This window comes from Mesorhizobium sp. Root552 (genome assembly GCF_001427285.1).
Taxonomy (GTDB): domain Bacteria; phylum Pseudomonadota; class Alphaproteobacteria; order Rhizobiales; family Rhizobiaceae; genus Mesorhizobium.
This window is the reverse complement of the sequence record NZ_LMFV01000012.1, coordinates 62,711-89,600: the sequence shown is the minus strand read 5'-3', so window position 1 is coordinate 89,600 and position 26,890 is coordinate 62,711. Positions and strand designations below refer to the sequence as shown.

Below are 26,890 nucleotides of genomic sequence, written 5' to 3'. Positions count from 1 at the left end.
CGAGCGGTTCGGCTACTTCTTGCGTTGAACCAGGAACGCGGCTGTCGCCAGCACCACCGACGCAATCATGATTAGCGTCGAAATGGCGTTGAGTTGGGGCGAGACGCCCTGCTTGATCAGCGAGAAAATATACACCGGCAACGTCGTCGCGCCGCCGGAGTTCAACAGGTTGCTGGTGATGAAGTCGTCCATGGAGATGACGAATGCCAGCATCGCGCCGCTGAACACCCCCGGCAGGATCAGCGGAAAGGTCACACGCCGGAACGCCGTCCAGCTCGACGCGTAGAGGTCGCGGGCCGCATCTTCGAGGTCACTGTCCATGCCCTGCAAACGCGCCCGGATCGGAAGGAAGGCGAACGGGATGCAAAACGTCGTGTGCGCGATCGTCAGCTTCAGCAGCCCGTTGGAAATTCCAAGTTCCGAAAACAGGATCAGCACCGCCACCGCAACGACGATTTCGGGCAGGAGCAGCGGCAGGTTCACCACCGTTTCCGAGACGCGCCGGTAACGCACCTGCTTGCCGCGCACCAGCACAAGGGCCGCCATCATGGCAACGATGGTCGAGACGACCGTCGCAATCGTTGCGACGAACAGCGAGGTGTTGACTGCATTGACCAGTGCTGCGTTGGAAAGGGCTGCGGTATACCAATGGAGCGAGAACCCGCCCCAGTTGGCCACGATCCGATTGGCGTTGAAGGAATAGAAAACCACTACCGAGATCGGCAGGTAGAGGTAGACAAAGAACAACAGGCTGAACAGGCCGAACCCTGGATAGCGCCTGACATCGGTTTTGGCAGTCATGCCAGGAGCTCCCGGCTTTCCTTGCGCACCGCCCGCAAGCCGCGCCACAACAGGAATATCAGCACCGCCGACATCAGCACGATGGAAATGGCAGCGCCCAGCGGCCAGTTGCGGGCCGGGCCGAACTGGAGCTGGATCAGGTTGCCCATCATCATCGTCTTGCCGCCGCCGAGGATCATCGGCTCGAGCACCGCGCCAAGGCAGGGCACGAAGACGAGGATCGAGCCTGCGAGCATGCCGGGTTGGCTGAGCGGCACGATCACCCTGCGCAATGTCGTCCAGCGGCTGCCGTAAAGATCGTGGGAGGCTTCCACCAAGGCGCCATCGAGTTTCTCGATCGAGGCGAAGATGGGCAGGATCATCAGCGGAATGTAGCTGTAGACCAGCCCCACCAGCATGGCGAAGTCGCCGTGCAGAAGGCTGTCCATGTCATCGATAAGGCCGAGGAAGCGCAACGTCTTCTCGATCACCCCGTCATTGCCCAGAATGATGATCCACGAATAGACCCGCACGATCATCGAGACCCAGAACGGCAGCGTGACCAGGTAGATCAGCATCACCTTGAGCGTCGCCTTCTGAAGCGAGATGAAATAGGCGACCGGGAAACTGAGGAGCAGGCAGATCAGCGTCGTCACCGTCGACAGGATCAGCGTGCGTCCAACCACGATCAGGTATTGCGGATTGAACTCGAGCTCGCCGGTCCAGCCCTCGTTGAACAGGATCTGCTTGTAGGGTGCGGTCGTGAACACATAATCGAAGCCGCCATACGGTCCGCGCGTCGAAAATGAGACGAGAATGATGATGCCGATTGGAATGATCAGCGTGCAAAGCATGATCAGGTGGGTCGGCAACAACCCCCATACATTCCAGCCCGGATTTTTCCAGCGCGGCGTCATGCGCCAAGCACTCTGGCGGAATCGGCGGCGAAGCCGACCTCGATCGGCTGGCCGACCTCGAACATGCCGCTTCGAGAGACGCTGTTGCGCAGCGAAACGCGCAGCTTCGTCTTGCCCGTCTCAACCATGTAGTAGGTATAGCCGCCGAGATAGTTGACCCCGACGATCGTGCCCTCCATCGAAATCTGCCCGTCCTGCGCGGGAATACTGATCTTTTCCGGCCGGATCGACATGACAGCCGAACGGCCGGTTTCCGCCTTCTTCTGCGGCGCGTTAAGCGTCATGCCGAGCGACACCTTCACCGTCGCACGCTCGCCTTCAACGGCCATCACCTCCGCATCGAGGAAGTTGGTCTCGCCGATGAAGTCGGCCACGAAACGGTTTGACGGCTCCTCGTAGATTTCGGCAGGCGTTCCCAATTGCTGGATTTCGCCGTCGCCCAGCACACAGATATGATCCGACATATCGAGCGCTTCTTCCTGGTCGTGCGTCACGAAGACAAAGGTGATGCCCGTCTGCCGTTGCAGCGTCCTCAGCTCGTCGCGCATCGCTTGCCTCAACTTTAGGTCGAGCGCTGACAGCGGCTCGTCGAGCAAAAGCACTTCAGGCTCCGGTGCCAGCGCACGGGCAAGCGCAATGCGCTGCCGCTGGCCGCCGGAGAGTTGTTGCGGCTTGCGCGCTGCAAACTTCTCCATATGCACCAGCCGCAGCATGTCGGCCACGCGCGCCTCACGGCGCTGCTTTTCCCAGCCGAGATTTTCCAGCCCGAAGGCGATGTTCTGCTCCAGCGTCATATGCGGAAACAGCGCGTAGCTCTGGAATACCGTATTGACGCGCCGCCGGTGCGGCGGCAGCCCCTGGATGTTTGCGCCACGCAGCGCGATTTCGCCTGTGGTCGGTTGCTCGAAGCCGGCGATCATTCGCAAAAGCGTGGTCTTGCCGCAGCCGCTTGGCCCCAGCAGCGTGAAAAACTCGTTTTCATAGATGTCGAAGGTGACCGGCTTCAGCGCCTGGAAGGTGCCGAAGACTTTCGACACACCCTTGATCTCGACCGCTTTCCCTTGCCGATGCGGACTGTTGCGATCCATGGGCTGCTCCGGAAGGGTCGTTGAAGACGTTTGAATAAAATACGCCGCGGTCCAAAAGGCAACGCGCCGCCCGGTCAGGGGCGACGCGTAAGGTCCTCGTCTGTGCTTACATGTCCACCCACTTGCCGTCGCGAACGACGTGGAGGTCGATTTCGACGGCCATGTTGGTCTGGCCGTTCTCATCGAAGGAAACCTCGCCGAGAATACCGTTGTGGTGGATTTCGCGGATCGCCTTGCTCAGCGCTTCCTTGTCTTCCGTACCCTTCTCCTTGATCACCTCGAGAAGGATCTGCGCGGCCTCGTAGGCATATTTGGCGTAGGAACCGGCAGGGTCGGTATAGCCCTTGGCTGCATAGGCCTTGTCGAACTCTTCGAGCTTCGGATTGCTCTGCACCGAAGGCGTGCCGACGATAGTGCCTTCAGCGGCGGCGCCGGCGATCTCGATGAACTTCGGATCGTAGATGCCCGAAATGCCGTACATCGGCAGCGAACCCATGCCGAGGTCTGCCATCTGGCTGCGCACGAGCGCGGCTTCGGTCACTACGCCGCCGAAATAGATCGCATCCGGCGATGCCGCCTTTGCCGTCGTCAGCATGGCGCGGAAGTCGGTGGTGCCGACAGCGGCGGCATCCGAAGCGACGATCTCGCCGCCGGCTGCCTTGAAGAAATCGCCGAACCACTTGGTGTTGGCCGCGCCATAGTCCGTCGTATCGGAGATGATGGCGATCTTCTTGATCTTGCCGTCCTTGGCAATCGCTTCGGCCAGCGGCTTGTTCTCGTTGACCAGCGTCGGCGTCACGCGGGTGACGTTGGGCAAATTCTGCTCCGTGATCTTCGGGCTGACGGCGCCCCATACGATGAACGGCATTTGTGCGCGGTTGAAAACCGGGATCGTGGCGAGCGCCACGGAGCTGTTCCAGTGTCCGCTAGCCGCGATCACCGCGGGATCGTTGATCAGCTTCTGCGCAGCCGAAACGCCGACCGCCGGATCGGAGGCATCGTCCAGGACCACCGCTTCGACCTGATGCGGATAGCCGCTGGCATTGGCCTGCTCTATGGCCAGAAGGAAGCCGTTGCGGGCGCCGAGACCCTGTTGCGCGTTGCCGCCGGACAGCGGCCCGATAAAGCCGAGCTTGATCTGGTCGGCCTGTGCCTGGGCAGCGCCGAGCGCGATGGCAAGCAGTGATCCGGCCAGAATTGACGATACGCGCATGAGCGCAGTGCGCCTGTTTAACATTGGTTCCACCTCAACAGAATTGTCTGCCGCCGTCGTAGCGGCCCGGCCGATCCCGATCGTCGGCTGAGTTGAAGTGTATTTATGCGTGACTGCTCACGAAATTCGGAAATTGCTATCTGTGACTTCGGAGATTCATTATGTGCGCGCCCGGGAGGCGCTGGTAATCGTGCCGCTCTAATCGAAAGAAGGGTCAGATGGCGGAACTGCTTGTCCAGCAATTGGTGAACTGGATAACCCTTGGCTGCATCTATGCCCTGCTGGCAATCGGCTTCAGCCTGATCTTCGGCGTGCTCAACGTCATCCACTTTTCTCATGGCGACGTGGCCATGACGGCGCCCTTCATCTCGCTGGCGCTGGTTCAATTACTGGCAACCGCAGTCGGCGTGTCAGGCCCGGCATGGCTGATCGTTGCCGCGCTTGCAGCCGCCCTGGCGGTCGGCGTCATCGGCATCGTGCTGGACAAGACGGTGATCCGCCGCTTCCGCGATGCGCCGGCAATGATGGCGCTGGTAGCCACGGTCGCCCTCGGCATCGTCATCCGCGAACTGATCCGCCATCTTTACCCGCAAGGCTCCAATCCGCATGCCTTCCCGCGCCTGGTTTCGGGCGTCGCCTTCGAAGTCGGCACCGTGCCGATAAGCTGGTTTGCGCTGCTGGTGGTCCTGCTCACCATCGCGCTCGTCGCCCTGCTGTTCTTCTTCCTGAAGATGACGCCGTTGGGCCTGCGCATTCGCGCCGCTTCCGAAGATCGCGTCATCGCCCGCATGATGGGCATCCGCGATACGCGCGTTTTCCGCGCCACCTTCTTCATCGCTTCCGCCATCGGGGCCATAGCTGGCCTCCTCTTCGCCAGCTATGCGGGCGTCACGCGGTTCGACTTCGGCGTCATGGCCGGCCTGCTCGGTTTCTCCGCCGCCGTCATTGGCGGCCTAGGCTCCATGCCGGGCGCTATCCTCGGCGGCTTGATCATCGCCGGCATCGAGGTACTCGCGCAGACCTTCGTGCCGGACGGCGCTTCCTACCGTCTGGTATTCGTCTTCCTGCTGGTCATCGTCGTGCTCATCTTCCGTCCGGCCGGTTTGCTGGGACGGCCAGTGATGGAGAAAGTGTAGCATGCACGCTCCCGCATCATCTGTCGCACCCGGCACCGGGCAGGCGATCGCCTTCACTGTCCTGTCGCAACTGGCCGGCGCTGCCTTCCTCTATTTCGTACTGAAGGCCGAAGGCGGCTGGCAGATCGTCGGCCTGCTTGCCCTGCTCGGCGCCGGCTTCTACCTGCTGGAGCGGCTGCCCTGGATCACCGATTACGCAATGGCAAGCATGGCCCGCGTGCCGCTGGTGACATTCGCCACCGCAGCCGTCGTTGTGCTCGGCTTTCCCTTCGTGGTCGGTTCCAACACCTATGTCCTGCATCTTCTGATCGTGGCCCAGCTTTATGCCGTTCTCGCGCTGGCGCTCAATTTCCAGCTCGGCAGCGCCAACATCCCGAACTTCGCCACCGGCGCTTCCTACGGCATCGGCGCTTATGTCTCGGCCTTGCTGGCCATCAATTTCGGCCTGAGCTTCTGGCTGACCCTGCCGCTCGCCGCCCTTGCCGCCACCCTGTTCGGCTTCGTCATCGGCATTCCCTCGATGCGCACCCGCGACACCTACCTCGCGCTCGTCACCATCGCCTTCGGCGTCGTCGTCCAGCAGCTCCTCAACAATTTCGACTGGACCGGCGGCCCCAACGGCCTTGTCGGCATTCCAGCTCCCAGCCTGTTCGGCCACTCCTTTGCCGATCCGCTGGTCGTCTTCGGCTGGAAACTGCCGAGCCAGGCGAACTTCTACTACCTGTCGGCGGCGCTCGTGGTCGTCGCCATCATCACCGCGCACCGCCTGCACGGCTCGCGCATCGGCCTGGCATGGAATGCGCTGCGCGCCGACGAGATCGCGGCCAAGGCGCAGGGCATCAATGTCGCCTGGTACAAGGTGCTGGCTTTCGCCGTCGATGCCTTCCTGGCCGCCTTCGCCGGCACCATCTACGCCTTCTACGTCAGCTACATTTCGCCTGACAACTTCACGTTCCTTGTCTCCGTCACCATCATGACCATGGTCATCGTCGGCGGCATGGACAACATCTTCGGCGTCATCGTCGGAGCCTTCCTGCTCACCATCCTGCCGGAAAAGCTGCGCGCCTTCGCCGACTATCGCCTGCTGTTCTTCGGCGTCGTCATCATCGGCTTCCTCATGATCCGCCCGCAGGGATTGTTCCCGCAGCGCATGCGCCGCTACGGAGGCGAGCCATGAGCGTCCTCCTCAGGGTCGAAAACGCGACCATGCGCTTCGGCGGACTGGTTGCGCTGAACGATGTCAGCTTCTCCATCGACAAGGGTTCGGTCCTTGCAGTCATCGGACCGAACGGCGCCGGCAAGTCGACATTGTTCAACGTCGTGACCGGCGTCTATCGCCCGACATCCGGCAAGGTTGTGTTCGACGGAGCCGACATCACCGGCAAGCCCTCCTATGAGGTGGTGGAACGCGGCATCGGCCGCACCTTCCAGTCGTCGCGCCTGTTCTCCGACCTCAGCGTCCTCGACAACGTCATCATCGGTATGCACACGCGCACCACCACCGGCGTGCTCGACGCGCTTTTCCGGCCGGGCAAGTCCCGGCGCGAAATGGCAGCTTGCGTCGAAAAGGCGGAAGCGCTGTTGAAGAGCGGCTCCGGCGACCTGTTCGAACAGCGCTACCGCCCGGCGGGCGCGCTCGCCCAGGCAGATCGGCGCAGGCTGGAGATCGCCCGCGCGCTGGCATCCGAACCAAAACTGCTTCTGCTCGACGAGCCTTCCGTCGGTATGGACGAGACCGAGACGCAGGCGCTGATCGCCGACATCGTACGGCTGCGCGATGTCCATCTGGAGCTGTCCGTCATTCTCATCGAGCACGACATGCAGGTGGTCGAGGCCTTCCCGGACCACGTCATGTGCATCGATTACGGCAGCCGCATCGCCGAAGGCGATTTCGCGGCCGTCAGGGCCAACCCGCGGGTGCAGGAAGCCTATCTCGGAAAGGCGGCTGCGCATGCTTGAACTGAAAGACGTCGATACCGCCTACGGCTCCGTGCCGATGCTGCGCGGCCTCACGCTCAGCGTGCGTCCGGGCGAACTCGTCTGCCTGCTCGGCCCGAACGGGGCCGGAAAGACCACCACCTTCATGGCCGTCTGCGGCGTGGTCCGCGCCCTGCGTGGCGCAGTCGAGGTGATGGGCAAGGACATCGGCAGATTGGGCACCGAGAACCTTGCAGCACTTGGCGTGGGTCTCGTTCCTGAAGGCCGGCGGCTGTTTCCCGGGCTGACCGTCATCGAGAACCTGCGCCTTGGCTACGACGCCGTTTCTGGGCGCGGGCCGAATTTCGAAACCCAGCTCGACAAGATGTCCAACCTCTTCCCGCGCATCCGCGAACGGCTGCGCCAGGTCGCCGGCACGCTTTCCGGCGGCGAGCAGGCGATGGTGGCGCTTGCCCGCGCCTTGATCGGCGAACCCAAGTTCGTCGTCATGGACGAGCCTTCGCTCGGCCTGTCGCCGAAGCTGATCAGCGAGTACTTCGAGATCACCCAGGAAATCCATCGCCGCGGCACCACCATCCTTTTGATCGAGCAGAATGCCGAAATGGGCCTCGGCATCGCCGACCGCGGTTATGTGCTGGTCAAGGGCAAGGTAGCGCAGGAAGGCGACGCGAAAGAGCTTTTGTCCTCAAAGGCGGCGAAGAGCCTTTATCTGTGAGGCCGCTCCCTTGCAGGCTGCATGTCGCGCAGGAAAAGGCTTTTCCTAATCAGCGCGTCGGGTGAATCAAATTTATCCGCGACAGTGGTTTGTTATCGTTGCCCCCGGGAAAACTCACAGGGGAATGCTATGTCGATAAAAAACCGCATGCAGGCGCTCGCAGGCGCGTGCGCCCTCGGTCTGGCCTTGACCGTGTCGGCACATGCCGACGGCAGTCTGTCGATCTATGCCTGGGCCGATTCCATCGCGCCCGACGTGGTCGCGAAATTCGAGAAGGAAACCGGCATCAAGGTCACCGTCGATGCCTTTTCCTCCAACGAAGATCTTTTGACCAAGCTGCAAGCCGGATCGTCCGGCTATGACATCGTCACGCCGTCGCAGCATTTCGTGAAGATCATGATCGACTCGGGCCTGCTCGAAGACATCGGCGCGACCTCGATGGAAGCCTACCAGCAGATCCTGCCTGAATGGCAGAAGCCATGGTGGGACCCGACCGGCAACTATTCCATCCCGCTCGCTTTCGGCAATGCCGGCTACACGGTCAACCGCGACATCTACAAGGGTCCGGTCGATAGCTGGAAAACCTATTTCGAGCCGCCGGCGGAACTGCAGGGCAAGATCGCCAGCCTGGCCCAGCCCGATGAAGTCATCCCGGCCGCCCAGAACTATCTCGGCATCGAATATTGCAGCGAAGACCCGCAGAAGATGAAGCAGGTGCTCGACCTGCTGCTCGCCCAGAAGCCCTCTGTCGCCGTCTATTCCAGCGACAACATCGAAAACCGCATCGGCAGCGGCGAAGTCGCCGCGCATTTCTGGTGGGACGGCAACACCATGCGCGTGCGCCACAACGACAAGGCAAACGTCGAATACGCCATGCCCAAGGAAGGCCTCGTCGGCTGGCTTGATTCCTATGTCGTGCCGAAGGGCGCGGCCAACATCGACAACGCCAAGAAGTTCATCAACTTCATGGCTTCGCTCGAAAACGCCACCGACCAGTACAACTACTACGGCCATTCCTCGCCGGTGAAGATCGACGAGACCAAGGCCCTCTACAACAAGGAAAACGCACCTGAGCTCTTCCCGACCGTTCCGGTCAAGATGGGCCAGGCCTGCTCGCCGGCGGCGCAGGAACTCGTCACCAAGGTCTGGACGCAGCTGCTCCAGTAGCAACCACCTTGTCAGCCGGGGCGTTCGCGTCCCGGCCCCTTTCTCCCACCGCAGAGCAACCATGCCGCAAGACAGCTTCGACTATATCGTCATCGGAGCCGGCTCAGCCGGCTGCGTCGTCGCCAATCGTCTCAGCGCCGATCCGACGGTCAGGGTATGCCTTGTCGAAGGCGGCGGCAGCGACGACAGCGTGCGCGTCAGGGTCCCGGCCGGCATCCTCTCGCTCTACGGCAGTCCGACCTACGACTATTGCTATGTCGGCGTTCCCCAGCCCAACCTCAACAATCGCCGCATTCCGGTAAACCGCGGCAAGGCGCTGGGCGGTTCGACTTCGATCAATTCGATGGTCTATATCCGCGGCTCCGCACGCGACTACGATCAATGGGCAACGCTCGGCTGCACCGGCTGGTCGTACGACGACGTCCTGCCGGTGTTCAGGAAGCTCGAACGCAACCAGCTCGGCCAGGACCAGCGCTACCACGGCACCGGCGGCGAACTCCTGGTCGACAATCCCCGCGACCCCAACATCCTGTCGAAGATGTTCGTCAAGGCGGGCGCCAATGCCGGCATCCCCGCCAACAGCGATTTCAACGCCGAAAGCCAGTTCGGCCTCGGCATCTACAATGTCACACAGGATCGCGGGCAGCGGTTCAGCGCCTACACCGCTTTCATCCGCCCGGTGCTTGGCCGCCCCAATCTCACCGTGCTCAGCAACTGCGAGGTGATCGACCTCGCCGTGACGGCAGGCCGCGCATCCGCCGTCAGGGTCCGCCATGAGGGCGCGACGAAAACGCTTGGCGCGTCGCGCGAAATCGTGTTGTCGGCAGGCGCCATCAACTCGCCGGCGATCCTCATGAGTTCCGGCATCGGCCCCGCCGCCGAGTTGAAGGAAATCGGCATCGATCCCGTCATCGATCTTCCAGGTGTCGGCAAGAACCTGCAGGATCACGTCGACGGCATGATCACGGTGCGTTCGTCCAGCACGAAGACGCTCGGCCTTTCGCTGCCGAACCTACCCAGCATGATCGCCGCACCGTTCCAGTATTTTGCGCGCCGCAAAGGCATGCTCACCACCAACTACGTCGAGGCGGGCGGCTTCGCCAGGACGAAATATTCAGACGGCCAGCCCGACATCCAGTTCCACTTCGTTCCCGGCTACCGCAGCCATCGCGGCCGGCTGATCGAGTATGGCCACGGCTACGCCATCCACACCTGCGTGTTGCGCCCGAAAAGCATCGGTGAAATCCGGCTGTCGAAAGATGCTGCGCATCGCAACATCCTCATCGACCACCGCTTCTTCTCCGAAGATCACGATGCCAAGGTGCTGGTTGAAGGTATCAAGATTGCCCGCCAGATTTTCGCCTCCTCCGAGTTCGATGAAATCCGCGGCGCGGAAATGCTGCCCGGCAAGAACGTGCGAACCGACGACGAAATCCTCGCCTATCTGAAGGCCGAGGCGCTCACCGTCTACCACCCCGTCGGCACCTGCAAGATGGGCACCGACACGATGGCGGTCGTCGATCCGGCCACGCTGAAAGTACGCGGCCTCGAGGGCCTGCGCGTTGCCGATGCCTCGATCATGCCGATGCTCATCAGCGGCAACACCAACGCCCCGACCATGATGATCGGCCAGCGCGCCGCCGACATGATCCTCAAGGGCTGACCAGCCGCCTGACTTGGCACGGGCAGTGGCGAACCTGTCTGGCAGGTTTGCCCTTGTCGCTCAGGCTGTCATTCGGCGGCGAGCGCGGTAACCTCGCGCCGGAAGGGCAGCGCATCGCCGATATCGGCTTCGTCGAGTTCACGCGCGAAGCGGTGGCCGGCATAGGTCGCCCAGGCGATCGGTCCCGGCGCTTCCGCATCGCCGATCACCTTGATCGAGCGGATGCCGTTGTCGGCCCATTCGGCGCGGCGCGCCTTCAGTTCCTGCCACACGCTGTCGTCCTGGCTGCGCGAGGTGACCAGCACCACCGCATCCGCGCCAACCGCCTGCTCCGCACCTGTATAGGCGCAGGCCGTCACCACGCCATCGGCGCGAATGCTGGTGACGGCGCGGTTGAGCACGATCTCGACCCCGAGTTCGGCAAGGCGGCGATGGATCGCGCCCTGCTCCAGCGTGTTGCGCGTCCAGTCCGACACATAGGCCGACGCCGTCACCAGCGTCACCTTTACGCCCTGCCGCGCCATCAGTTCAGCCAGCACGCCGCCCATGTAGTAGTGGTCGTCATCGAACAGCACGACGTTGCCGGTCGGCACCTTGCCCGCCATCAAATCGTCCGGCGTATAGACCGGCATCGCCTGATCCATCTGCATCGGCACGACATGCGCGCGGGCTACCCCATCACGCCGCCAGGTTGCACCGGTGGCGATTGCCACGTTCTCGAAGCCGAAGGCGAGGATATCGTCCGCCGATAGCCGGCTGTCGAAATAGACTTCGACATTCGGCATCTGGCTGATCTGGTACTGGCGATAGTCGCGCACCCGTCCCCAGGCGGAGAGCCCCGGCAGGCGGCATTCGCGCGCCACGCGCCCGCCAAGCTCGGTGCCGGCTTCGGCAATCGCCACCTGGTAGCCGCGCACGCCGAGCGCACGCGCCGCTTCCAGTCCGGCCGGTCCCGCACCGACGATCAGCACGCTCTCGCTTTCGCCCTTCGCCTGCATCCGCTCCGGGTGCCAGCCCTTGCGCCACTCCTCCATGAAGGTCGGGTTCTGAGTGCAGCGCGAGATAGACATGGTCATGTCGCCGGTGATGCAGATGTTGCAGCCGATGCATTCGCGAATATCCTCGATACGGCCTTCCTCGACTTTCTTCGGCAGGAACGGATCGGCGATCGAAGGCCGCGCGCAGCCGATGAAATCGAGCGTACCGGACTTGATCATCTTCACCATTACGTCGGGTGAAGTGAAACGGCCGACGCCGACCACCGGCTTCGAGGTCAGCTTCTTGATGCCGGAGACGAGGCTTTCCTGCGCCGCTTCCTCCTTGAAGCGGGACGGACCCGAGCAATCCTCCCACGCCCCATGCGCCAGGTCCCACAGATCGGGCAGGTCGGCATGCATCTCGATCATGTCGCGCACTTCGGAATTGGCGAAGCCGAGTTCGCCGATCATCTCGTCCAGCGAAAGGCGCAGCGTCAGCCCGCAAGTGTCGCCGATGGCATCGCGCCCTTCCTCGATCAGTTCGCGCATCAGCCGCGAGCGGTTCTCTAGCGAGCCGCCATATTCGTCGGTGCGCTGGTTGGTGGCAGTCGAAAGGAAATGCTGGATGATGCCGAAGCCGTGCGCACCGTAGAGGCAGACAAGGTCGAAGCCCGCCTGCCTGGCGCGCTTGAAGGCATTGCGGTGCCAGCGGCGCAGGTCGCGTATGTCCTCCTTGTCCATCGCGCGCGCCTGCACCGGATCGTTGGTAAAGGTGCGGATTGGCAGCGCCGACGGGCCGCGCGGAACTTCCTTGGTATAGAGGTTCGGACCGTTGATGCCGGAATAGGCAAGCTGGATACCGGCCAGCGCGCCGTGCTGATGCATCGCCTTGGCCATCTTGGCCAGTGCCGGAATGTCGGCGTCGTCCCATAGCCTCAATTCGATGAACGGCGTGATCTCCGAGGTGTGGTGCATCTCGGTCTGCTCGGTGAAGATGACGCCCCAGCCGCCTTCGGACTTGGTACGCCGCATCTCGGCGGCTGCCGAAGGATCGCGATAGCCGCCGCCATTGCAATGCGGAACCTGGTAGAAGCGGTTCTTCGCCGTTACCGGGCCGATCTTCATCGGCTCGAACAGGATGTCGTAGCGTGGATCGCGCATTCAAGTCCCCTTCCTGCGACCGCGGCCCGAAGTGCCTCATGGGCGCGCATGCGGTCTGGCCTCAGCCATTGGGTTGGTGCCGTCCTGCTAGTCTTAAGACGAAGCATCCGACGGAAAATTACTGATTTCTTCTCCACCGATTAGGAGCCGCCTAACCGGCCGTCAGCACAAGGTCGCAACCGCCTATGCAGGGCTGAGCCAAATGCGACTTCTACTCAACGGACGTAGGGTGTTATCAAGCGCCAACACAATGAGGCAGACTTGCAATGGACACTATCCCGATCCTGGAAAAACTGCTCGGTTTCGCAACCGTAAGCCGTGACTCCAATCTCGACCTGATCGGCTTCGTCACCGATCTGCTCGGCCGGCACGGCATAGCCTCCACCATTATCCACAGCGAGGACGGCCATAAGGCGAACCTCTATGCCACCGTCGGTCCCGCCGACCGTCCGGGCGTCATGCTGTCCGGCCATTCCGATGTCGTGCCGATCGACGGGCAGGACTGGACTTTGCCGCCCTTTGCCATGACCGAGCGTGACGGCAGGCTTTATGGCCGCGGCGCAGCCGACATGAAGGGCTTCATCGCGTCGGCCCTTGCCGCCTGCATCAAGGCATCGACGATGCAATTGCGCACGCCGCTTCATCTCGCCATCTCCTACGACGAGGAAATCGGCTGCATCGGCGTCCGCAGCCTCGTCGAGATGCTGCAAGGCGCGCCGCAAAAACCGCTTCTGTGCATCGTCGGCGAGCCGACCAGCATGCAGGTGGCGACCGGGCACAAGGGCAAGATCGGCGCACGCGCCTTCTGCAAAGGTCGCGAAGGCCATTCGGCGCTGGCCCCACTGGCGCTTAATGCCATCCATCTCGGCTGCGATTTTGTTTCAGCCCTGCGCCGCGAACAGGACAGGCTTGCCACCGAGGGCGCACGCGACGGCGACTACGACATCCCCTACACCACCGTCCACGTCGGCAAGATGAATGCCGGCGTTGCACTCAACATCGTGCCCAACCTCTGCCAGATCGACTTCGAGATCCGCAACGTCGCAGCCGACAATCCCGAGCATATACTGGACGGATTGCGCGCCGAAGCAGCCCGCATCGCAGCCGCGGCATCGTCAATCGCGCCCGAAGCCGCGATCGATATCGAGGTTTTCAACACCTATCCCGGCCTCGATACGCCGGCCGCCTCGCAGGCCGTCGCTTTCGTCAAGTCGTTGACCGGCGCCAACGGCACCATCAAGGTCGCCTTCGGCACTGAAGGCGGGCTTTTCAGCCGCGATGTCGGGACGCCGACCGTGGTGTGCGGCCCGGGTTCGATGGCGCAGGGCCACAAGCCGGACGAATTCGTCAGCATCGAGCAGCTTCACCGCTGCGACGACATGCTGGCAAAGCTGCTGCAACGGCTGACCGAGGCTGCACCGCTGGAGATGTAAGCTACCGCTGGAGATGTAAGCTTAAGCCAGGCGCTCGGTACCGAACACGCCCTGTTCGACGACGAAGCGCCGGCAATGCTCGATGAAGGCCTGCACCGTTTGTGTCCGGTGTTCGGCGTGAGGCAGCGCGATACCAAGGGTCAGTGGCCGCAGATCGCCCGCGAGTGGCAGAAACGCCATCGGCTTGCCGTCAGGCGCCAGCGTGTTGAGCGGGCGCATATTGGCGATGCCATAGCCGAACCCGTTCGCCACCATCGTGCGCATCACGGCGATGTCGCCCGTGCGCTCGGCAATATTGGGCCGGATGCCGCGCTGGTGGAACGCCGACAGGAAATATTCCCGGCTGAAAGGCAGGTCCAGAAGCACCATCGGCTCGTCGACCAGTTCCTCCGGCGTTATCGCTGCTTTGCCGGCAAACTTGTGGTCCTGCGGCAGCATCACATAGGCCGGAACCAGCATCAGCGGCTCGAAGGCGAAGTCCCGCGAGAGTTCGAGATCGTAGGTCAACGCAACATCGATTTCGCCCCGCTGCAGCATCTCCAGCAACTGGCCCTGGTTGCGCTCGAATTGCCTCACCCGCACGTCCGGATAGGTCGTCTCGAATTTCCGGCGCAGCGACGGCAGCACGATCTGCGCGAACGTCAAAAGGCAGCCGATCGCCAGCGGGCCGCGTACCTTTTCCGCGATATCGCCGGCAATATCGTGCAAAGCGTCGGCATTGGCGAGCAGCCGCGCCGCTTCCTTGAGGAACACCCGGCCGCCGGCGGTAAGCGACAGTCCGTGCGAATGCTTGCGTACGAAAAGCTGGACGCCGAACTCTGCTTCCAGTTGCGCGATCGAGGCCGAAATCGACGGCGGCGACACGTTGACCTGCTCGGCGGCCTTGGCAATCGAGCCGGCTTCACCCACGGCAACGAAATATTCCAGCTGTCTGAGCGTGAAGCGTAGCGGCATGGGCAGCTATGTTGCCCGTTTGAATGTCTGGATCAAGTCTCCGCCGCCTCTCAGTATTTGATCCAGGTCGTTTTGAGCGCCGTATACTTGTCGAATGAATGCAGCGACAGGTCGCGGCCGAAGCCGGACTGCTTGAAGCCGCCAAACGGCGTCATCGGGCTCAGCGCATCGACGGTGTTGACGGAAACCGTTCCGGCACGCAGCCGGCCGGCGATACGGTGCGCGCGCGACAGGCTGTCGGTCCATAGCGACGCTGCCAGCCCGTAGATGCTGTCATTGGCCATGCGCACCGCCTGGTCCTCGTCATCGAAGGCGATGACCGAAAGCACCGGGCCGAAGATCTCGTCGCGCGCCAGCGGATCGCCGTGTCCGACATTGTCGAAGATCGTCGGCTGGACGAAGCTGCCGCGCCCATTGACGCTGACCTGACCGCCGCCCGTCACCAGGCGCGCCGATTTCTTGCCCGCCTCAATGAAGCGCATGACGTTGGCGGCATGGTTCGCATCGACCATGGCGCCCATTTTCGAGGCCGGGTCGAGCGGATCGCCGGGTTGGGTGGCGGCGGCGCGCTCGGCAAGTTTTTCCACCAGCGCATCCTTGATCTCGCGCTGCACCAGAAGCCGCGAATTGGCCGAGCACACCTCGCCTTGATTGAAGAAGATGCCGAACGCCGCCATGTCGGCTGCGGCATCGAGGTTGGAACAATCGGCAAAGACGAGGTTCGGGCTCTTGCCGCCCGTCTCCAGCCACACCTGCTTCATGTTCGACTGGCCGGAATACTGCAGGAACATCTTGCCGACGGCGGTCGAGCCGGTGAAGGCGAGGCAATCCACGTCCATATGGCGGCCGAGCGCCTGCCCTGCCGTTTCGCCGAGACCCGGAACCACGTTGAGCACGCCCGCCGGCAGCCCGGCCTCCATCGCCAGTTCAGCCAGCCGCAGCGCCGAGAACGGAGACTGTTCCGCCGGCTTCAACACCACCGAATTGCCTGCCGCCAGCGCCGGCGCGCATTTCCATGTCGCCATGTCGAGCGGGAAGTTCCAAGGCACCACCGCGCCGATGACGCCAAGCGGCTCGCGCCGCACCAAAACGAGGTCGCCTTCTCCCGTCGGCGCGACCTCGTCGTAAATCTTGTCGATCGCCTCCGCATACCACTGGAAGATCGCCGCCGAGCCAGGCACGTCGATGGTGACGGCGTCGTTGACGAGCTTGCCCATGTCGAGCGATTCCAGAAGCGCAAGCTCGTGCAGGTTTTCACGCAGCAGGCCGGCCAGCCGCAACAGTACCTCCTTGCGGTGCCCGGGGCTGGTGCGGGACCATACGCCGGCTTCGAAGCTGCGCCGCGCAGCCGCTACCGCAAGGTCGATATCCTCTTCGCCACCCGAAGCCACTTGCGCCAGCGTCTCGCCGGTCGCGGGATTGATGCTGGCAAAGGTCCGGCCGGAGCGCGCAGGCACCGCCTTGCCGTCGATGAACGCCTTGTCGCGAAAGCGGATCGCCGATGCCTTGCCGATCCAGTCCTTGTGGCTGAGTTCGCTCATCATCGGCTCCTGCTTCGTTTTCTATTCGTCGCCCGGCACGCCGTAGCTCGGCGCATCGGTCGGGTTGAGTGCGCGCGTCACATAGGCGTCGAGCTGGGGCTTGTAGATTTCCCAGACCGAGGCCAGATGCTCGATCGGGCAATCCTCCGTCCAGTCGCAACGCAGATCCGCCACCGGCCACGCCACCTCGCGCACCAGCTTCATCCCCGCCGACCGCACAGGTCCGGCTTCACCACCGGCCTTGAGCGCCGCCCGCATGGTGGCGATGATACGGTCGCCGAGATGGCCTTCGGACGACAGGAAGGCATCGACCATCGCTTGCGGAACGCCGTCATTGGCGAGCAGATTGCCGCCGCAGGCGACGTTCTCCGCCCTCGCTTCGGCCCATGTACCGAGTGCCTTGGGGCCGGAATGGATGGCGCTGATGCCCTTGGCGTCGACGGCAAGCACCTGCCTGTATTCAGGGTAGGCCCCGGTCCGCTTCAGGATGGCGACCGCCTCGGCTGCCGTTGCGCCGCGTGCCATCAGCTCCAGTCCACGCGTGCCGAGCGTCGGATCGGTCACGTTCTGGCTGGCGATCGCGCCGACACCGGCCTGCGCATAGGCGCAGCGCGCCGCAACCGCCGGCGAGGAAGACGACACCGCAACGCCGAACATGCCCGTTTTCGCGCAGCGCGCGACGATGGAAAAGGTCATTGCACTCAGTCCGGGATAACCGCGGTTCCGTCGATCTCGACCAGCCAGCTCGGGCGGGCGAGCGCACTCACGACGAGGCCGGTCGAAACCGGATGCACGCCCTTGATGTATTCGCCCATGGTCCGGTAGACGGCCTCGCGATGGCGCACGTCGGTGATGTATACCACCACCTTGACCAGATGCTCCATCTTGCCACCGCATTCCTCGATGAGCTGCTTGATGTTCTGCATCACCTTGTGGGTCTGCTCCACTGGGTCGTGGCTGCCGATATCCTTGGCCGTGTCGAGATCCTGCGGGCACTGGCCGCGCAGATAGATGGTCCTGCCACCCTGCGTCACCACCGCCTGGCACAGATCGTTGTCGAGCTTCTGCTCGGGATAGGTGTCCTTGGTGTTGAACTTGCGGATACGGATATGCGCCATCTTTGGTCTCCATCGGGTCAGGCTACAGCCTGCGGTCCCTGTGCCACTTCTCATCGATGGCGCAGGGACCGCAGGCTGCATGTGGGGTCATGTTTTCACGACGTGGGCAGGGTTTGAAAGAAGTGTCTTTCTCATCGCTGCTAAGGACGCTCCTAATCAGCGCAGGCGGCCAGACAGGCAGGCCGTGGCGGCGCTGCCCGTCTTCGACATTCAGGGCCTATGCGTCCTCGGTCTGGCGCTTGGCGGCGGCGTGATAGGCAAGATACTTGCGCTGCGTCGAGATGCGGTCGGCCAGATGCTTGGCGTCATGCCAGACGCCCCAGATGAAGCTCGAGCCCCGTCGCGACTGCCACGGCAGGCCGAGGAAATAGATGCCAGGTTCAGCCGACACGCCGCGCTGGTGCTTCGGCCTGCCCTTGTCGTCGAAGGCATCGACCTTCAGCCAGCTATAGTCCACCGCATAGCCAGTCGCCCAGATGATAGAGGTGATCCCGGCGTCGTAAAGGTTCAATTCGAGGATGGGGTTGGTCATGCATTCCGGATCCGGCAGCAGCTTGCGCGCCTCCGGCTCCTGCGGGAGATCGACGCCGTTGCGGGCCACATAAGCGTCGGCTTCGTCCAGCAGCGACATCAGATTGGCATCGCCGCGCGAGACGTTCTCGACCAGATCGGGCGCGAATTTGATCACGCCGTCCTTGTAGGATTCCGTGCGGCCGACAAGCGTCATGCCTTCTGCGGCAAGGCGTCGGAAATCGACCGTCTGGCCGCCCCGCGCACCGCTCACCGCGATGGTGACGTGCTCCGTGCCCGGTCCCGGCGTTTCGGCGTCCCATTTGCCGAGCACGCCCAGCCACCAGCAGAAATCCCGTCCGCGATAGGCCCTTGGCGGCCGGTCGTGCGGACCGACCGAAAGGTAGACGCGCTTGCCGGCGCGCAACAGTTCGTCGGCGATCTGCACGCCGGACGATCCGGCGCCCACCACCAGCACCGCGCCAGCGGGCAGCTGCTCCGGATTGCGATAGGAATTGGAATGCATCTGCAAGAGACCGGCGCTTTCGGGAACCAGCGCCGGCGTGACCGGGCGCTGGAACGGTCCGGTCGCGGCAATGACGCTGTTGGCCTCGATCACGCCTTCAGAAGTCTCGACCCGGAAGCCGGGGCGACCGGCATGCCTGCGCACTTCCTTCACCTCCACGCCGCAGCGGATCGGCGCTGCGATCATGTCCGCATAGGCGACGAAATAGTCCGCGACCTTTTCCTTGGCGACGAAGTCGTCGGGGCCGTCGCCCTGGAATTCCATGCCAGGAAAGCGGTCGTGCCAGGCCGGGCCGTTGGCAACCAGCGAATCCCAACGCTCGGAGCGCCAGCGCTCGGCGATGCGCGCCCGCTCCAGCACCAGATGCGGCACGCCAGCCTTGGTCAGGTGCTCGCTCATAGCCACTCCTGCCTGGCCAGCACCAACAACAAGCGTGTCTATTTTTTCAACCGGCATTTGTGCGTCCTTTTTTGGCTCTCCACGGTTTCCTTGGGAACCGCAGAGGTCTGACGCTGGTTTAGCCGAGGGGCCGGAACGCGAAAATTACGATTTCATGTTGCAGTGCTTAGCTTGTCCCTAAAGGCCGACGGCACGGCGGCAGATTGAGCACACCACGAAATCGCCTGAACATGCAGTGGCAATTTAGGGCGCTATCCCGCCCGGTCCGAACCAGCCTCGCTTTCGTCAAACGCCCGCGGGGGTGCGCGGATCGATCGGCCGGATCATTCGGCATCCGAGCGCGTCTTCGCACCAAGCCGCGACAGACAGCAACTCGGCTTCGCTATAGGGCGGCGCGACGATCTGCAAGCCAACCGGCAAGCCAGCCGCAGTGAAGCCGCAGGGTATGGTGATCGAGGGGCAACCGGTGATGGTGATAGCGTAGCCGAGCACCAGCCAGTCGAGATAGCTGTCCAGAGTGCGGCCGGCGATGCGCCCCACATACCGCTCCTCGACCGGGAAGGCGGCGACCGGTGCTGCGGCGGCGATCAGGAAGCCGTGCTGCTCAAGCAGGCCGAGCAGAGCGGCGCGGCTGCGCGCCTGACCGCGCACCGCGGCCGCGATGTCGGCGCTGGTAAGCTTCAGGCCCTGCTCGATGTTCCAGATCACCTCTGGCTTAAGTAGCGTCCGCTCAGGCCCGTCGATCAATTCGCCGCGGGCCGATGCGAATTGGTGGGCTCGGAGCGTGTGGAAAGCAGTCTCCGCAGCCGAAAGATCAGGCGCGGCTTCGGCGACGGTCGCACCCATATGTTCCAGCCGACGCACAGCCTCGGTGATCACCGCAGCGATCTCCGGCTCGATGTCGGCGACACCGAGATCGACGGAGAAGGCGAGACACCGTGGCTTGCGCGGCTGCCGTGCCGCAGCGGCGAAATCGATCGCCGGCATCGGCCGCGACAGCGGGTCGCGCGCATCGAAGCGAGCCATCGCCTGGAGCCCGAGGCCGGTGTCGGCCACGCTGCGCGCCAGCGGACCTATCACTGACAGCGTCTGCCCCGGCACCCCGCCCGGCCCCTGTGGCACGATGCCGGGACTCGGCCGCAGGCCGACGATGCCGCAAAAAGCGGCCGGATAGCGCACCGAGCAGGCGAAGTCCGAACCCTGCGCGATCGCCGCCATGCCGGTAGCCACCGCCACCGCCGCGCCGCCCGACGAGCCGGCGGGCGACAGGCGCGTGTTCCACGGGTTGCGGGTGACGCCAAACACATCATTGAAGGTGTTGGCGCCGGCTTCGAATTCAGGTGTGTTCGACTTGGCGAAGACGATGCCGCCCGACGCCTCCAGTGCCTCGACGAGAAAATCCGACCGGTCCGGCACTGCCTCGGCATAGACGCGCGAGCCGAAGGTGGTGCGCACGCCGGCGACCGCGTAGGAATCCTTGACCGGCACCGGTAGTCCGCCAAGCGTCGATCCCGACAGGTCGCCGCCCTCGCCGAGCCGCCGGCGCGCGCGGTCGAAGCAGAGGGTCGGGAGAGCGTTGACCAGCGGGTTTACTGCCGCCACTCGCTCCTCAGTCGCGTCGAGCAAGTCGAGGGGGCTGATCTCGCCCGCGCGTAGCAGGCTTGCCATGGTAACTGCGTCTTCGGCCCAAAGCGGCTGGCACATCTCAATGCTCCTTCATCGTGCCGGTGCCGGCTGGTAAATCATCGATTTAGTGGATAGCTTGTCTACAGGACGAATAAGCGGCAGACGGTTTCCATGGCCAAGAAGACAGCGACGGACGAACGGACGGAAACCCTGCAGGTGATCGACTACGGCGTAGAAAAGCCGACGGCGATGGATGCGCGCTCGTCCGAGGCCAAGCAGGGGCTTGAACGCTCCTTCGCGGTACTCGACCTGATCGCGGCGAGGCCGTGTCGCGTGGTCGACGTCATGCGCGACATGAACCTTCCCTGGGCGACGGCGCACCGGACCGTGAAGAAATTGGAGAAGGCGCAGTTCCTGATGCTTAATCCCGAGACCTCGCACTACGAGATCGGGCCGCGGATGTGGCATCTGGGCTCGGCCTATCTCGCCAACAACAAGATGCTGAAAGCAGCGATCTCCTACCTCGCACGCGACCGCGACATCCGTGGTGTCGACGTGCAGATCGTCGAGCGCATCGGCAGCTTCTCGGTGGTCATCCATGCCGAGAAGCGGCAGCTCCAGGAGATATCGAAGGCCCAGTACGGCTACCACATCCCGCTCCACGCCGGCTCCAAGGGCCTCGTGCTCCTGGCCCATGAGACGCCGGAATTCGTCGCCGCCTATTGCGCCGAGCCGCTCGAGCCGCTTACCGTGCTGACCATCACGGATCCCGCCGTGCTGCGCCAGCGGCTGGACGAGGTGCGCAAGGCCGGGTTCGCGCAGACCGAGGGCGATGTCCAGAGCTTCACCGGCTCCATCGCTGCGCCGGTGTTCGGCAGCAAGGGCACGGCGGTAGGCTGCGTTAGCTTCGTCTATCTCAAGAAGGTGGCGCGCGACCAGGCGCTGATGGACGGGCTTAAGGAAGCGCTGCTGCTGATGACGCACACGCTCTCGATCGAGCTTGGCTGGCATCCGTGACCGGCCGCTTCAGGCCGGTTGGTCTTTGCGGTCCTGATACGAGCCCTGCAGGTTCCTGAAGGTCTGTTCCAGCACGTCGACGATGATCGCGATCGACTTTTCGCCCATCTCCGCCGTTGCCACGGTCGGGTCGCCAAAGATTGCCGCATGGCCGGCACCCGGGCGCGGCCGCCGCGCATAGGTGCGCGTCGGGTTGGTCGGCGCCACCAGGTCCCAGCCGACGGGGCCGTATTTGGCGCCCTTCAGCCGCTCCATCTTAACCAGCTCGGGCCGGGTGGCGAGCTGGAAGGAGGCTTCCAACTCGCAGCCATGGCCCATGCCGCCGACGACCGACTTGCGTAGCGCATGGATCTTATCGGCCGCCGGTTCCCAATAGCTGACGGCCGAGACCTTGAAGTCGTGGTCGCCGTCGAGCTGGTCGACCATGTGGCGCGCCACCTGGTCGTTGGCGGTGCCGCTCGGGCGGTTACCGTTGAGCAGGATGATGTGGGTGAAGCCCTGTTTGACCAAGGCCGCGCCGATCTCGAACAGCATGAGCTGATAGGTCGGGATCGACAACGAGATCGTCCCAGGGAAATGCTCGAAGGTCATCGACACGCCATAGGCGACCGGCGGCGCCACGATCGCGTCGATGCGCTCGGCGAGCAGCACGGCGATGTGGTCGACCTGGTGCGTGTCGGTATCGACGGGCATGTGCGGGCCGTGCGCCTCGGTGGCGCCCGTCGGCACGATCACTGCGCTGCCGGTGGCGATCGCGTCGGCGATCTCCATCTGGGTCATGTAAGACATGCGGCGTTCCATGATCGTAATCTCCCTGGCACTATGGCGCTTTGCGCCTTTATCGGCTCATTTTCGTGCCGAAGGCGCTTCCTTCAGGAAGCGCCTTGGTCGTCCGTCCCTCAGCCTACTCCGCAGCCTGGGTCAAGGATGCCGCCTCGCCGACGGCGCTCCAGCCCTCGTCCGGGTCCGTCCAGTTGTCGGGGTAGCGGACCATGCCCTTGGCCTTCATGGCCCGGAACGCCTCGCCGCGATCGAACATCGGCGGGATGCCGCGCTCCTTGCGCAGCTTCTCGCGCCGGGCCTGGGTCTGGGTGGCGTCGTGGGTCCACTCGCGGCCCTTGAGCGTAACGGCGACGCCGTAATCGTCGCGCGCACTCCGTTCCGAGATCAGGCCGCATTGCAGGTCGTAGACCACCTTGTCGGCCTCACGCGCCAGCGGGTCGCCCCAGCCCCCACCGCCGGTGGTGACGACGCGCACTGAGGCGCCGGGCCGGACCACGACCGTATCCGACATGCCGGGATAGATCGTCTCGCTGCCGTTCTCGATGACCGAGATCTGGTAGTTCTGGCCGGTCTTGCCGCCGTTGACGCCATAGCAGCCCAGGACCGAGCGATCGGCGTTGGAGATCAGCCGGCATTCGTCCAGAGCGCGGATCTTCTTGTCGTAACCGAAGCCGCCGCGGCGGAAGCCGGCGCCGCCGGAATCCTCCTTGAGCGCAAGCTGCTCGACCATGATCGGGTAGCGCGTCTCGGAGAACTCGGCCGGCAGGTTGCGCGAGTTCGGCACGATGTGGACGACGTCCGAGCCGTCGGCCCACGGCCGTCCCGGGCCACCGCCACCGAGAACCTCGCGGAACAGGAAGAAGTCGTCGCGGTTCTTGCCACCGGTCAGGCCCCAGATACGGATCGTCTCGTGGTCGGCCGGCATGCGTCCGTCCGTCGCCTTGGAAAGACACGCGGCGAACACGCCGAGCGAGCGCAGCATCAGGAAGAAGCGCATGCCCGTCGGCTTGCCGAAGGTTGGCGTGATCAGCGTGCCCTTCTCCGGGAATACCACATCGATGACGTCCAGAACGCCTTCGTTGGAATCGATCTCGGCAGCGCGCTCCGGCGAGGCGGCAAGCGAGCGCAGCACCGGCGCCAGCCATTTGCGGAAGTAGCGGCCCTCGACCTCATCCAGCGACCAGTTGATCGGCCCCTTGGCTTCCGGATCGGTGCCGTTGAAGTCGAGCACGATCTTGTCGGCGGTCTTGGTCATGGTGAGGCGCAGCGCGTGGATCTTGCCGTCCTCGACACCATCGGCCTCGATATAGTCCTCGTAGTGATAGACGCCGTCCTTGATCTTAGGCAGGATTTCGCGCCTGAAAATCTCGGCGGCGTTCTTCAGGATCTGCTCGAAGGCGGCTTCCAGCGTCTCGACACCATAGCGTTCGGCCAGCGAGACGATGCGGCGCGAGCCAAGCTTGCAGGCGCCGATCTCGGCGTCGAGGTCGCCGGCAAGGTGATCCTCCAGGCGCGAATTGCGGGTGATGATACGGAAGGCGGCCTCGTTGAGCACGCCGCGCTCGTAGAGCTTGATCGGCGGGATCAGCACGCCCTCCATCCAGCTATCGGTGGCGTGCACTGGCAGACTTCCCGGCACAGCACCGCCGATGTCGTCGTGATGGCCAAACACCTGACTGAAGCCGATCAGCCTGTCCTCGTGGAAGATCGGCACTGTGGTGCACAGGTCCGGCACATGGCCGATGCCGCCGCAGGAATTATACGGGTCATTCCAGAAAAACACATCGCCGGGGAAGATCTTGTCCTCGCCGAAATATTCGAACACCGGCTCGACGATCGCCGAATAGGATCGGCCGGTCAGCTTGCGGCCCTTGGCATCGAACAGCGCGACGCGATAGTCGTGCTGATCGCGGATCATCGGCGAGCGCGCGGTGCGCTCCACCGCCGCCTCGATCTCCAACTCGGCAGCACGGATGGTTCCGTGGATGACTTCCAGCTCAATCGGGCCGAGCTTCGCTTTCTTCTGGCTGCTCACGACTGCGTCTCCCTGGCGGTGAGAATGAGGTTCCGGTAGCGGTCGGCCGTGCAGGTCCAGCCGCCGGGGACGACAACGGTCGACCCGTATTCCTGGACGATGGCCGGTCCCGGGATCGCCTGGCCGGCGACAAGTTCGGTGCGCTCGTAGAGCGGACTATCGACCCAGCCGGCACCCTTCCAGTAGACCTTGCGCGAACCGAACGGCTTCGCCGCCTGCCCCGACTTCTCGCTGGCATTGATCTGCGGGCGGTTCTGCACGCCGACGGCGCGAACCCGCAGGTTCACCAGTTCGACGTCCTGCTCGCCCTCGTAGTGGAAGCCGAAAGACTCGTCGTGGACGCGATGGAAGTCCTTCCATATATGCGCCACCGCCGCCTCCCCCGACACGGCCTCAGGCGCGGTGACCTGCACCTCATGGCCCTCGCCGAAGTAGCGCACGTCGGCGACGTACTCGATCTTGATGTCAGCATCGGCGATACCCTCGGCGCGAATGTCGCGCCGGCCTTCCTCGGCAAGCGCATTCCAGGCCGTGACGATCTCGGCAACGTCGGCCGAGGACTGCCGTCGCACCATGGTGCGGATGTAGTCGCGGCGCACGTCGGAGACGTGCAGGCCGAGCGCGCAGAGGTTACCCGGATCGGGCGGCGAGATGACGGTCTTCATGCCGAGGAAATCGGCTACTTCCGTCGCGAACAGGCCACCGGCGCCGCCGAAGGCGACCATGGCGTAGTTGCCGGGGTCGCGGCCACGAGAGGTGGTGACTTTGCGGATACCGAACACTTGGTTGACCGCGGCGATCTCCAGTACGCCGGCAGCGACCTCTTCCGCGCTCATGTTGTGCTGGCGGCCGAGTTCCTCATACGCCTTCTTCGCCGAAGCGAGGTCGAGCTGGATCTCGCCGCCGATCAGCGCGGTCGGCAGGCGGCCGAGCACGATCGCCGCATCGGTGACGGTCGGCTGGGTGCCGCCGCGACCGTAGCAGATCGGTCCGGGATCGGCGCCGGCGCTCTGCGGGCCAACCTTCAGGCTGCCATAGGGGTCCGTCCAGGCGATCGAGCCGCCGCCCGAGCCGACGGTAACGATGTCGAGCATCGGTGTCTTGACCGGATAGTGTTCGATCATCGATTCCGACGTGTACATCGGCATCTGCTTCTCGATGATGGAGATGTCCGTAGAGGTGCCGCCGACGTCGGAGGTGAGGATGTTGTCGTAGCCGGCCAACGTCGCCATGTGGATGGCACCGAGGATGCCGGCGGCCGGACCCGAGAGAAGCATCGTCACCGGCTTCTCGCCGGCCGTCGAATGCTTCACCACGCCGCCGTTCGACTGCATGATGAGGAAGGGGATGTCGCCGGACTGGGAACGCAGCCGGTCGGCCGCACTCTGCAGGTAGGTCTTGCAATAGGGCTTCACCAGCACGTCGACCAGCGTGGTCATGGCGCGCTCGTATTCGCGGTATTCCGGCAACACGACCGAGGAAAGCGATACGAACACGCCTGGAAAATGCTTCTCGATCAGCGCGCCAATGCGCCGCTCGTGCTCGTCGTTGGCATAGGAGTGCAGCAGGCAGACGCCGATGCACTTGACACCGTCCTCGACGAGCTCACGCACCGCTTTCAGCGTCTCTTCCTCGTCGATCGGCTCGAGCTCGCTGCCGTCGAACTTCATGCGGCCGGGCACCTCGCGCACCAGGTGCAGCGGCACCAGCCGCGGCGGCTTCACCCAGAAGAAGGAGTTGCCGTAGCCGTCGGGCACCGACTGGCGCGCGATCTCGATCATGTGGCGGAAACCGCGCGTCACCAGCAGACCGAGGCCGGCGAACTTGTGCTCGAGCACGGCGTTGGTCGCGACCGTCGAGCCATGCAGCAGCATGGCGAGGTCTTTCGGCTCGGCGCCGACCTTCTCCAGAACCTTGCGAACACCGTCGAGCAGACCGACGCTCGGGTCGCTCGGCGTCGATGGCGTCTTGATCGCCGTGATCGCTCCCGTGCGTTGGTCGATCGCCACCACATCGGTGAACGTCCCGCCTGTATCGATGGCTACCCTGACATTCATTGCGCTCTCCAAGTATCCACTATACGGATATGACATTCACTTACCGCATATTGTATTCGCGTGGCAAGCGGTTTTTTGGACCGCCCGAATACTCTTCGGCTCGTTGGTTGCCCCTGTGCTGCCGAGGCCTGTCAGA

General features: G+C 63.6%; 22 protein-coding genes. 8 read left to right on the top strand and 14 right to left on the bottom strand.

Going from position 1 to position 26,890, the window contains the following annotated elements:
- Positions 1-12: 12 nt before the first annotated feature.
- The 4 genes from ASD50_RS06745 to ASD50_RS06730 form a co-directional block, all read right to left on the bottom strand.
- A complete protein-coding gene (locus ASD50_RS06745; RefSeq protein ID WP_056237871.1) occupies positions 13-801 on the bottom strand; it encodes an ABC transporter permease in 789 nt (262 codons plus the stop codon).
- Complete coding sequence (locus tag ASD50_RS06740) at positions 798-1,697, bottom strand: ABC transporter permease (protein ID WP_056237868.1); 900 nt, start codon at positions 1,695-1,697, stop codon at positions 798-800. Before ASD50_RS06740 ends, ASD50_RS06745 begins: the two co-directional genes overlap by 4 nt.
- A complete protein-coding gene (locus ASD50_RS06735) occupies positions 1,694-2,785 on the bottom strand; it encodes an ABC transporter ATP-binding protein (protein WP_056237863.1) in 1,092 nt (363 codons plus the stop codon). Before ASD50_RS06735 ends, ASD50_RS06740 begins: the two co-directional genes overlap by 4 nt.
- A 106-nt stretch (positions 2,786-2,891) precedes the next feature.
- A complete protein-coding gene (locus ASD50_RS06730) occupies positions 2,892-4,022 on the bottom strand; it encodes a branched-chain amino acid ABC transporter substrate-binding protein (protein ID WP_056237860.1) in 1,131 nt (376 codons plus the stop codon).
- 194 nt (positions 4,023-4,216) lie between these two features.
- On the opposite strand from ASD50_RS06730, the gene ASD50_RS06725 reads away from it, so the two are divergent.
- From ASD50_RS06725 to ASD50_RS06700, 6 genes are all read left to right on the top strand, one after another.
- Positions 4,217-5,134: a branched-chain amino acid ABC transporter permease gene (locus tag ASD50_RS06725; RefSeq protein ID WP_056237857.1), complete on the top strand. Its 918-nt coding sequence runs from the start codon at positions 4,217-4,219 to the stop codon at positions 5,132-5,134.
- 1 nt (position 5,135) lies between these two features.
- Positions 5,136-6,311, top strand: a complete 1,176-nt coding sequence (locus ASD50_RS06720; protein WP_056237855.1) for a branched-chain amino acid ABC transporter permease — start codon at positions 5,136-5,138, stop codon at positions 6,309-6,311.
- A complete protein-coding gene (locus ASD50_RS06715; RefSeq protein ID WP_056237850.1) occupies positions 6,308-7,093 on the top strand; it encodes an ABC transporter ATP-binding protein in 786 nt (261 codons plus the stop codon). Before ASD50_RS06720 ends, ASD50_RS06715 begins: the two co-directional genes overlap by 4 nt.
- Entirely contained in the window at positions 7,086-7,787 is a 702-nt protein-coding gene (locus ASD50_RS06710) for an ABC transporter ATP-binding protein (protein ID WP_056237847.1), read from the top strand. Before ASD50_RS06715 ends, ASD50_RS06710 begins: the two co-directional genes overlap by 8 nt.
- Before the next feature lie 129 nt (positions 7,788-7,916).
- Positions 7,917-8,954 (top strand): extracellular solute-binding protein, encoded by a 1,038-nt coding sequence (locus ASD50_RS06705; protein ID WP_200952385.1) that lies wholly within the window; start codon positions 7,917-7,919, stop codon positions 8,952-8,954.
- 61 nt (positions 8,955-9,015) lie between these two features.
- Positions 9,016-10,617, top strand: a complete 1,602-nt coding sequence (locus ASD50_RS06700; RefSeq protein WP_056237843.1) for a GMC family oxidoreductase — start codon at positions 9,016-9,018, stop codon at positions 10,615-10,617.
- Positions 10,618-10,685: 68 nt separating this feature from the next.
- Here ASD50_RS06700 and ASD50_RS06695 read toward each other — a convergent pair whose 3' ends face one another.
- A complete protein-coding gene (locus tag ASD50_RS06695) occupies positions 10,686-12,755 on the bottom strand; it encodes an NAD(P)-binding protein (RefSeq protein WP_056237839.1) in 2,070 nt (689 codons plus the stop codon).
- 266 nt (positions 12,756-13,021) lie between these two features.
- Between ASD50_RS06695 and argE the strand changes: the two genes are divergently transcribed.
- A complete protein-coding gene (argE, locus tag ASD50_RS06690; RefSeq protein ID WP_056237836.1) occupies positions 13,022-14,188 on the top strand; it encodes an acetylornithine deacetylase in 1,167 nt (388 codons plus the stop codon).
- Positions 14,189-14,209: 21 nt separating this feature from the next.
- Here the strand turns inward: argE and ASD50_RS06685 are convergent, their stop codons facing one another.
- The 6 genes from ASD50_RS06685 to ASD50_RS06660 all read right to left on the bottom strand — a co-directional run bounded on the left by ASD50_RS06685 (position 14,210) and on the right by ASD50_RS06660 (position 20,940).
- Complete coding sequence (locus tag ASD50_RS06685; protein WP_056237832.1) at positions 14,210-15,142, bottom strand: LysR family transcriptional regulator; 933 nt, start codon at positions 15,140-15,142, stop codon at positions 14,210-14,212.
- Between the two features lie 50 nt (positions 15,143-15,192).
- Positions 15,193-16,683 carry an aldehyde dehydrogenase gene (locus tag ASD50_RS06680; RefSeq protein ID WP_056238711.1) on the bottom strand — a complete coding sequence of 497 codons (1,491 nt, stop codon included), beginning with the start codon at positions 16,681-16,683 and terminating at the stop codon, positions 15,193-15,195.
- 21 nt (positions 16,684-16,704) lie between these two features.
- Positions 16,705-17,379, bottom strand: coding sequence for a DUF1028 domain-containing protein (locus ASD50_RS06675; RefSeq protein ID WP_056237830.1), 675 nt, complete (start codon positions 17,377-17,379; stop codon positions 16,705-16,707).
- A gap of 5 nt (positions 17,380-17,384) precedes the next feature.
- Complete coding sequence (locus tag ASD50_RS06670; RefSeq protein WP_056237827.1) at positions 17,385-17,801, bottom strand: RidA family protein; 417 nt, start codon at positions 17,799-17,801, stop codon at positions 17,385-17,387.
- Positions 17,802-18,018: 217 nt separating this feature from the next.
- Positions 18,019-19,293: a flavin-containing monooxygenase gene (locus ASD50_RS06665; protein ID WP_056237822.1), complete on the bottom strand. Its 1,275-nt coding sequence runs from the start codon at positions 19,291-19,293 to the stop codon at positions 18,019-18,021.
- A gap of 228 nt (positions 19,294-19,521) precedes the next feature.
- Entirely contained in the window at positions 19,522-20,940 is a 1,419-nt protein-coding gene (locus ASD50_RS06660; RefSeq protein WP_056237817.1) for an amidase, read from the bottom strand.
- 93 nt (positions 20,941-21,033) lie between these two features.
- Between ASD50_RS06660 and ASD50_RS06655 the strand changes: the two genes are divergently transcribed.
- The gene (locus tag ASD50_RS06655) at positions 21,034-21,879 is read left to right on the top strand and encodes an IclR family transcriptional regulator (RefSeq protein ID WP_056237813.1); all 846 of its coding nucleotides are present in this window, start codon (positions 21,034-21,036) and stop codon (positions 21,877-21,879) included.
- 9 nt (positions 21,880-21,888) lie between these two features.
- On the opposite strand, the gene ASD50_RS06650 is transcribed toward ASD50_RS06655, so the two are convergent.
- The 3 genes from ASD50_RS06650 to ASD50_RS06640 form a co-directional block, all read right to left on the bottom strand.
- Complete coding sequence (locus tag ASD50_RS06650; RefSeq protein WP_056237810.1) at positions 21,889-22,680, bottom strand: creatininase family protein; 792 nt, start codon at positions 22,678-22,680, stop codon at positions 21,889-21,891.
- A 103-nt stretch (positions 22,681-22,783) separates the two neighbouring features.
- On the bottom strand, positions 22,784-24,697 hold the full coding sequence (locus tag ASD50_RS06645; RefSeq protein WP_056237807.1) for a hydantoinase B/oxoprolinase family protein: 1,914 nt from the start codon (positions 24,695-24,697) through the stop codon (positions 22,784-22,786).
- Positions 24,694-26,754 (bottom strand): hydantoinase/oxoprolinase family protein, encoded by a 2,061-nt coding sequence (locus ASD50_RS06640; RefSeq protein ID WP_056237803.1) that lies wholly within the window; start codon positions 26,752-26,754, stop codon positions 24,694-24,696. The genes ASD50_RS06645 and ASD50_RS06640 overlap by 4 nt, the downstream gene beginning before the upstream one ends.
- Between the last annotated feature and the right edge of the window lie 136 nt (positions 26,755-26,890).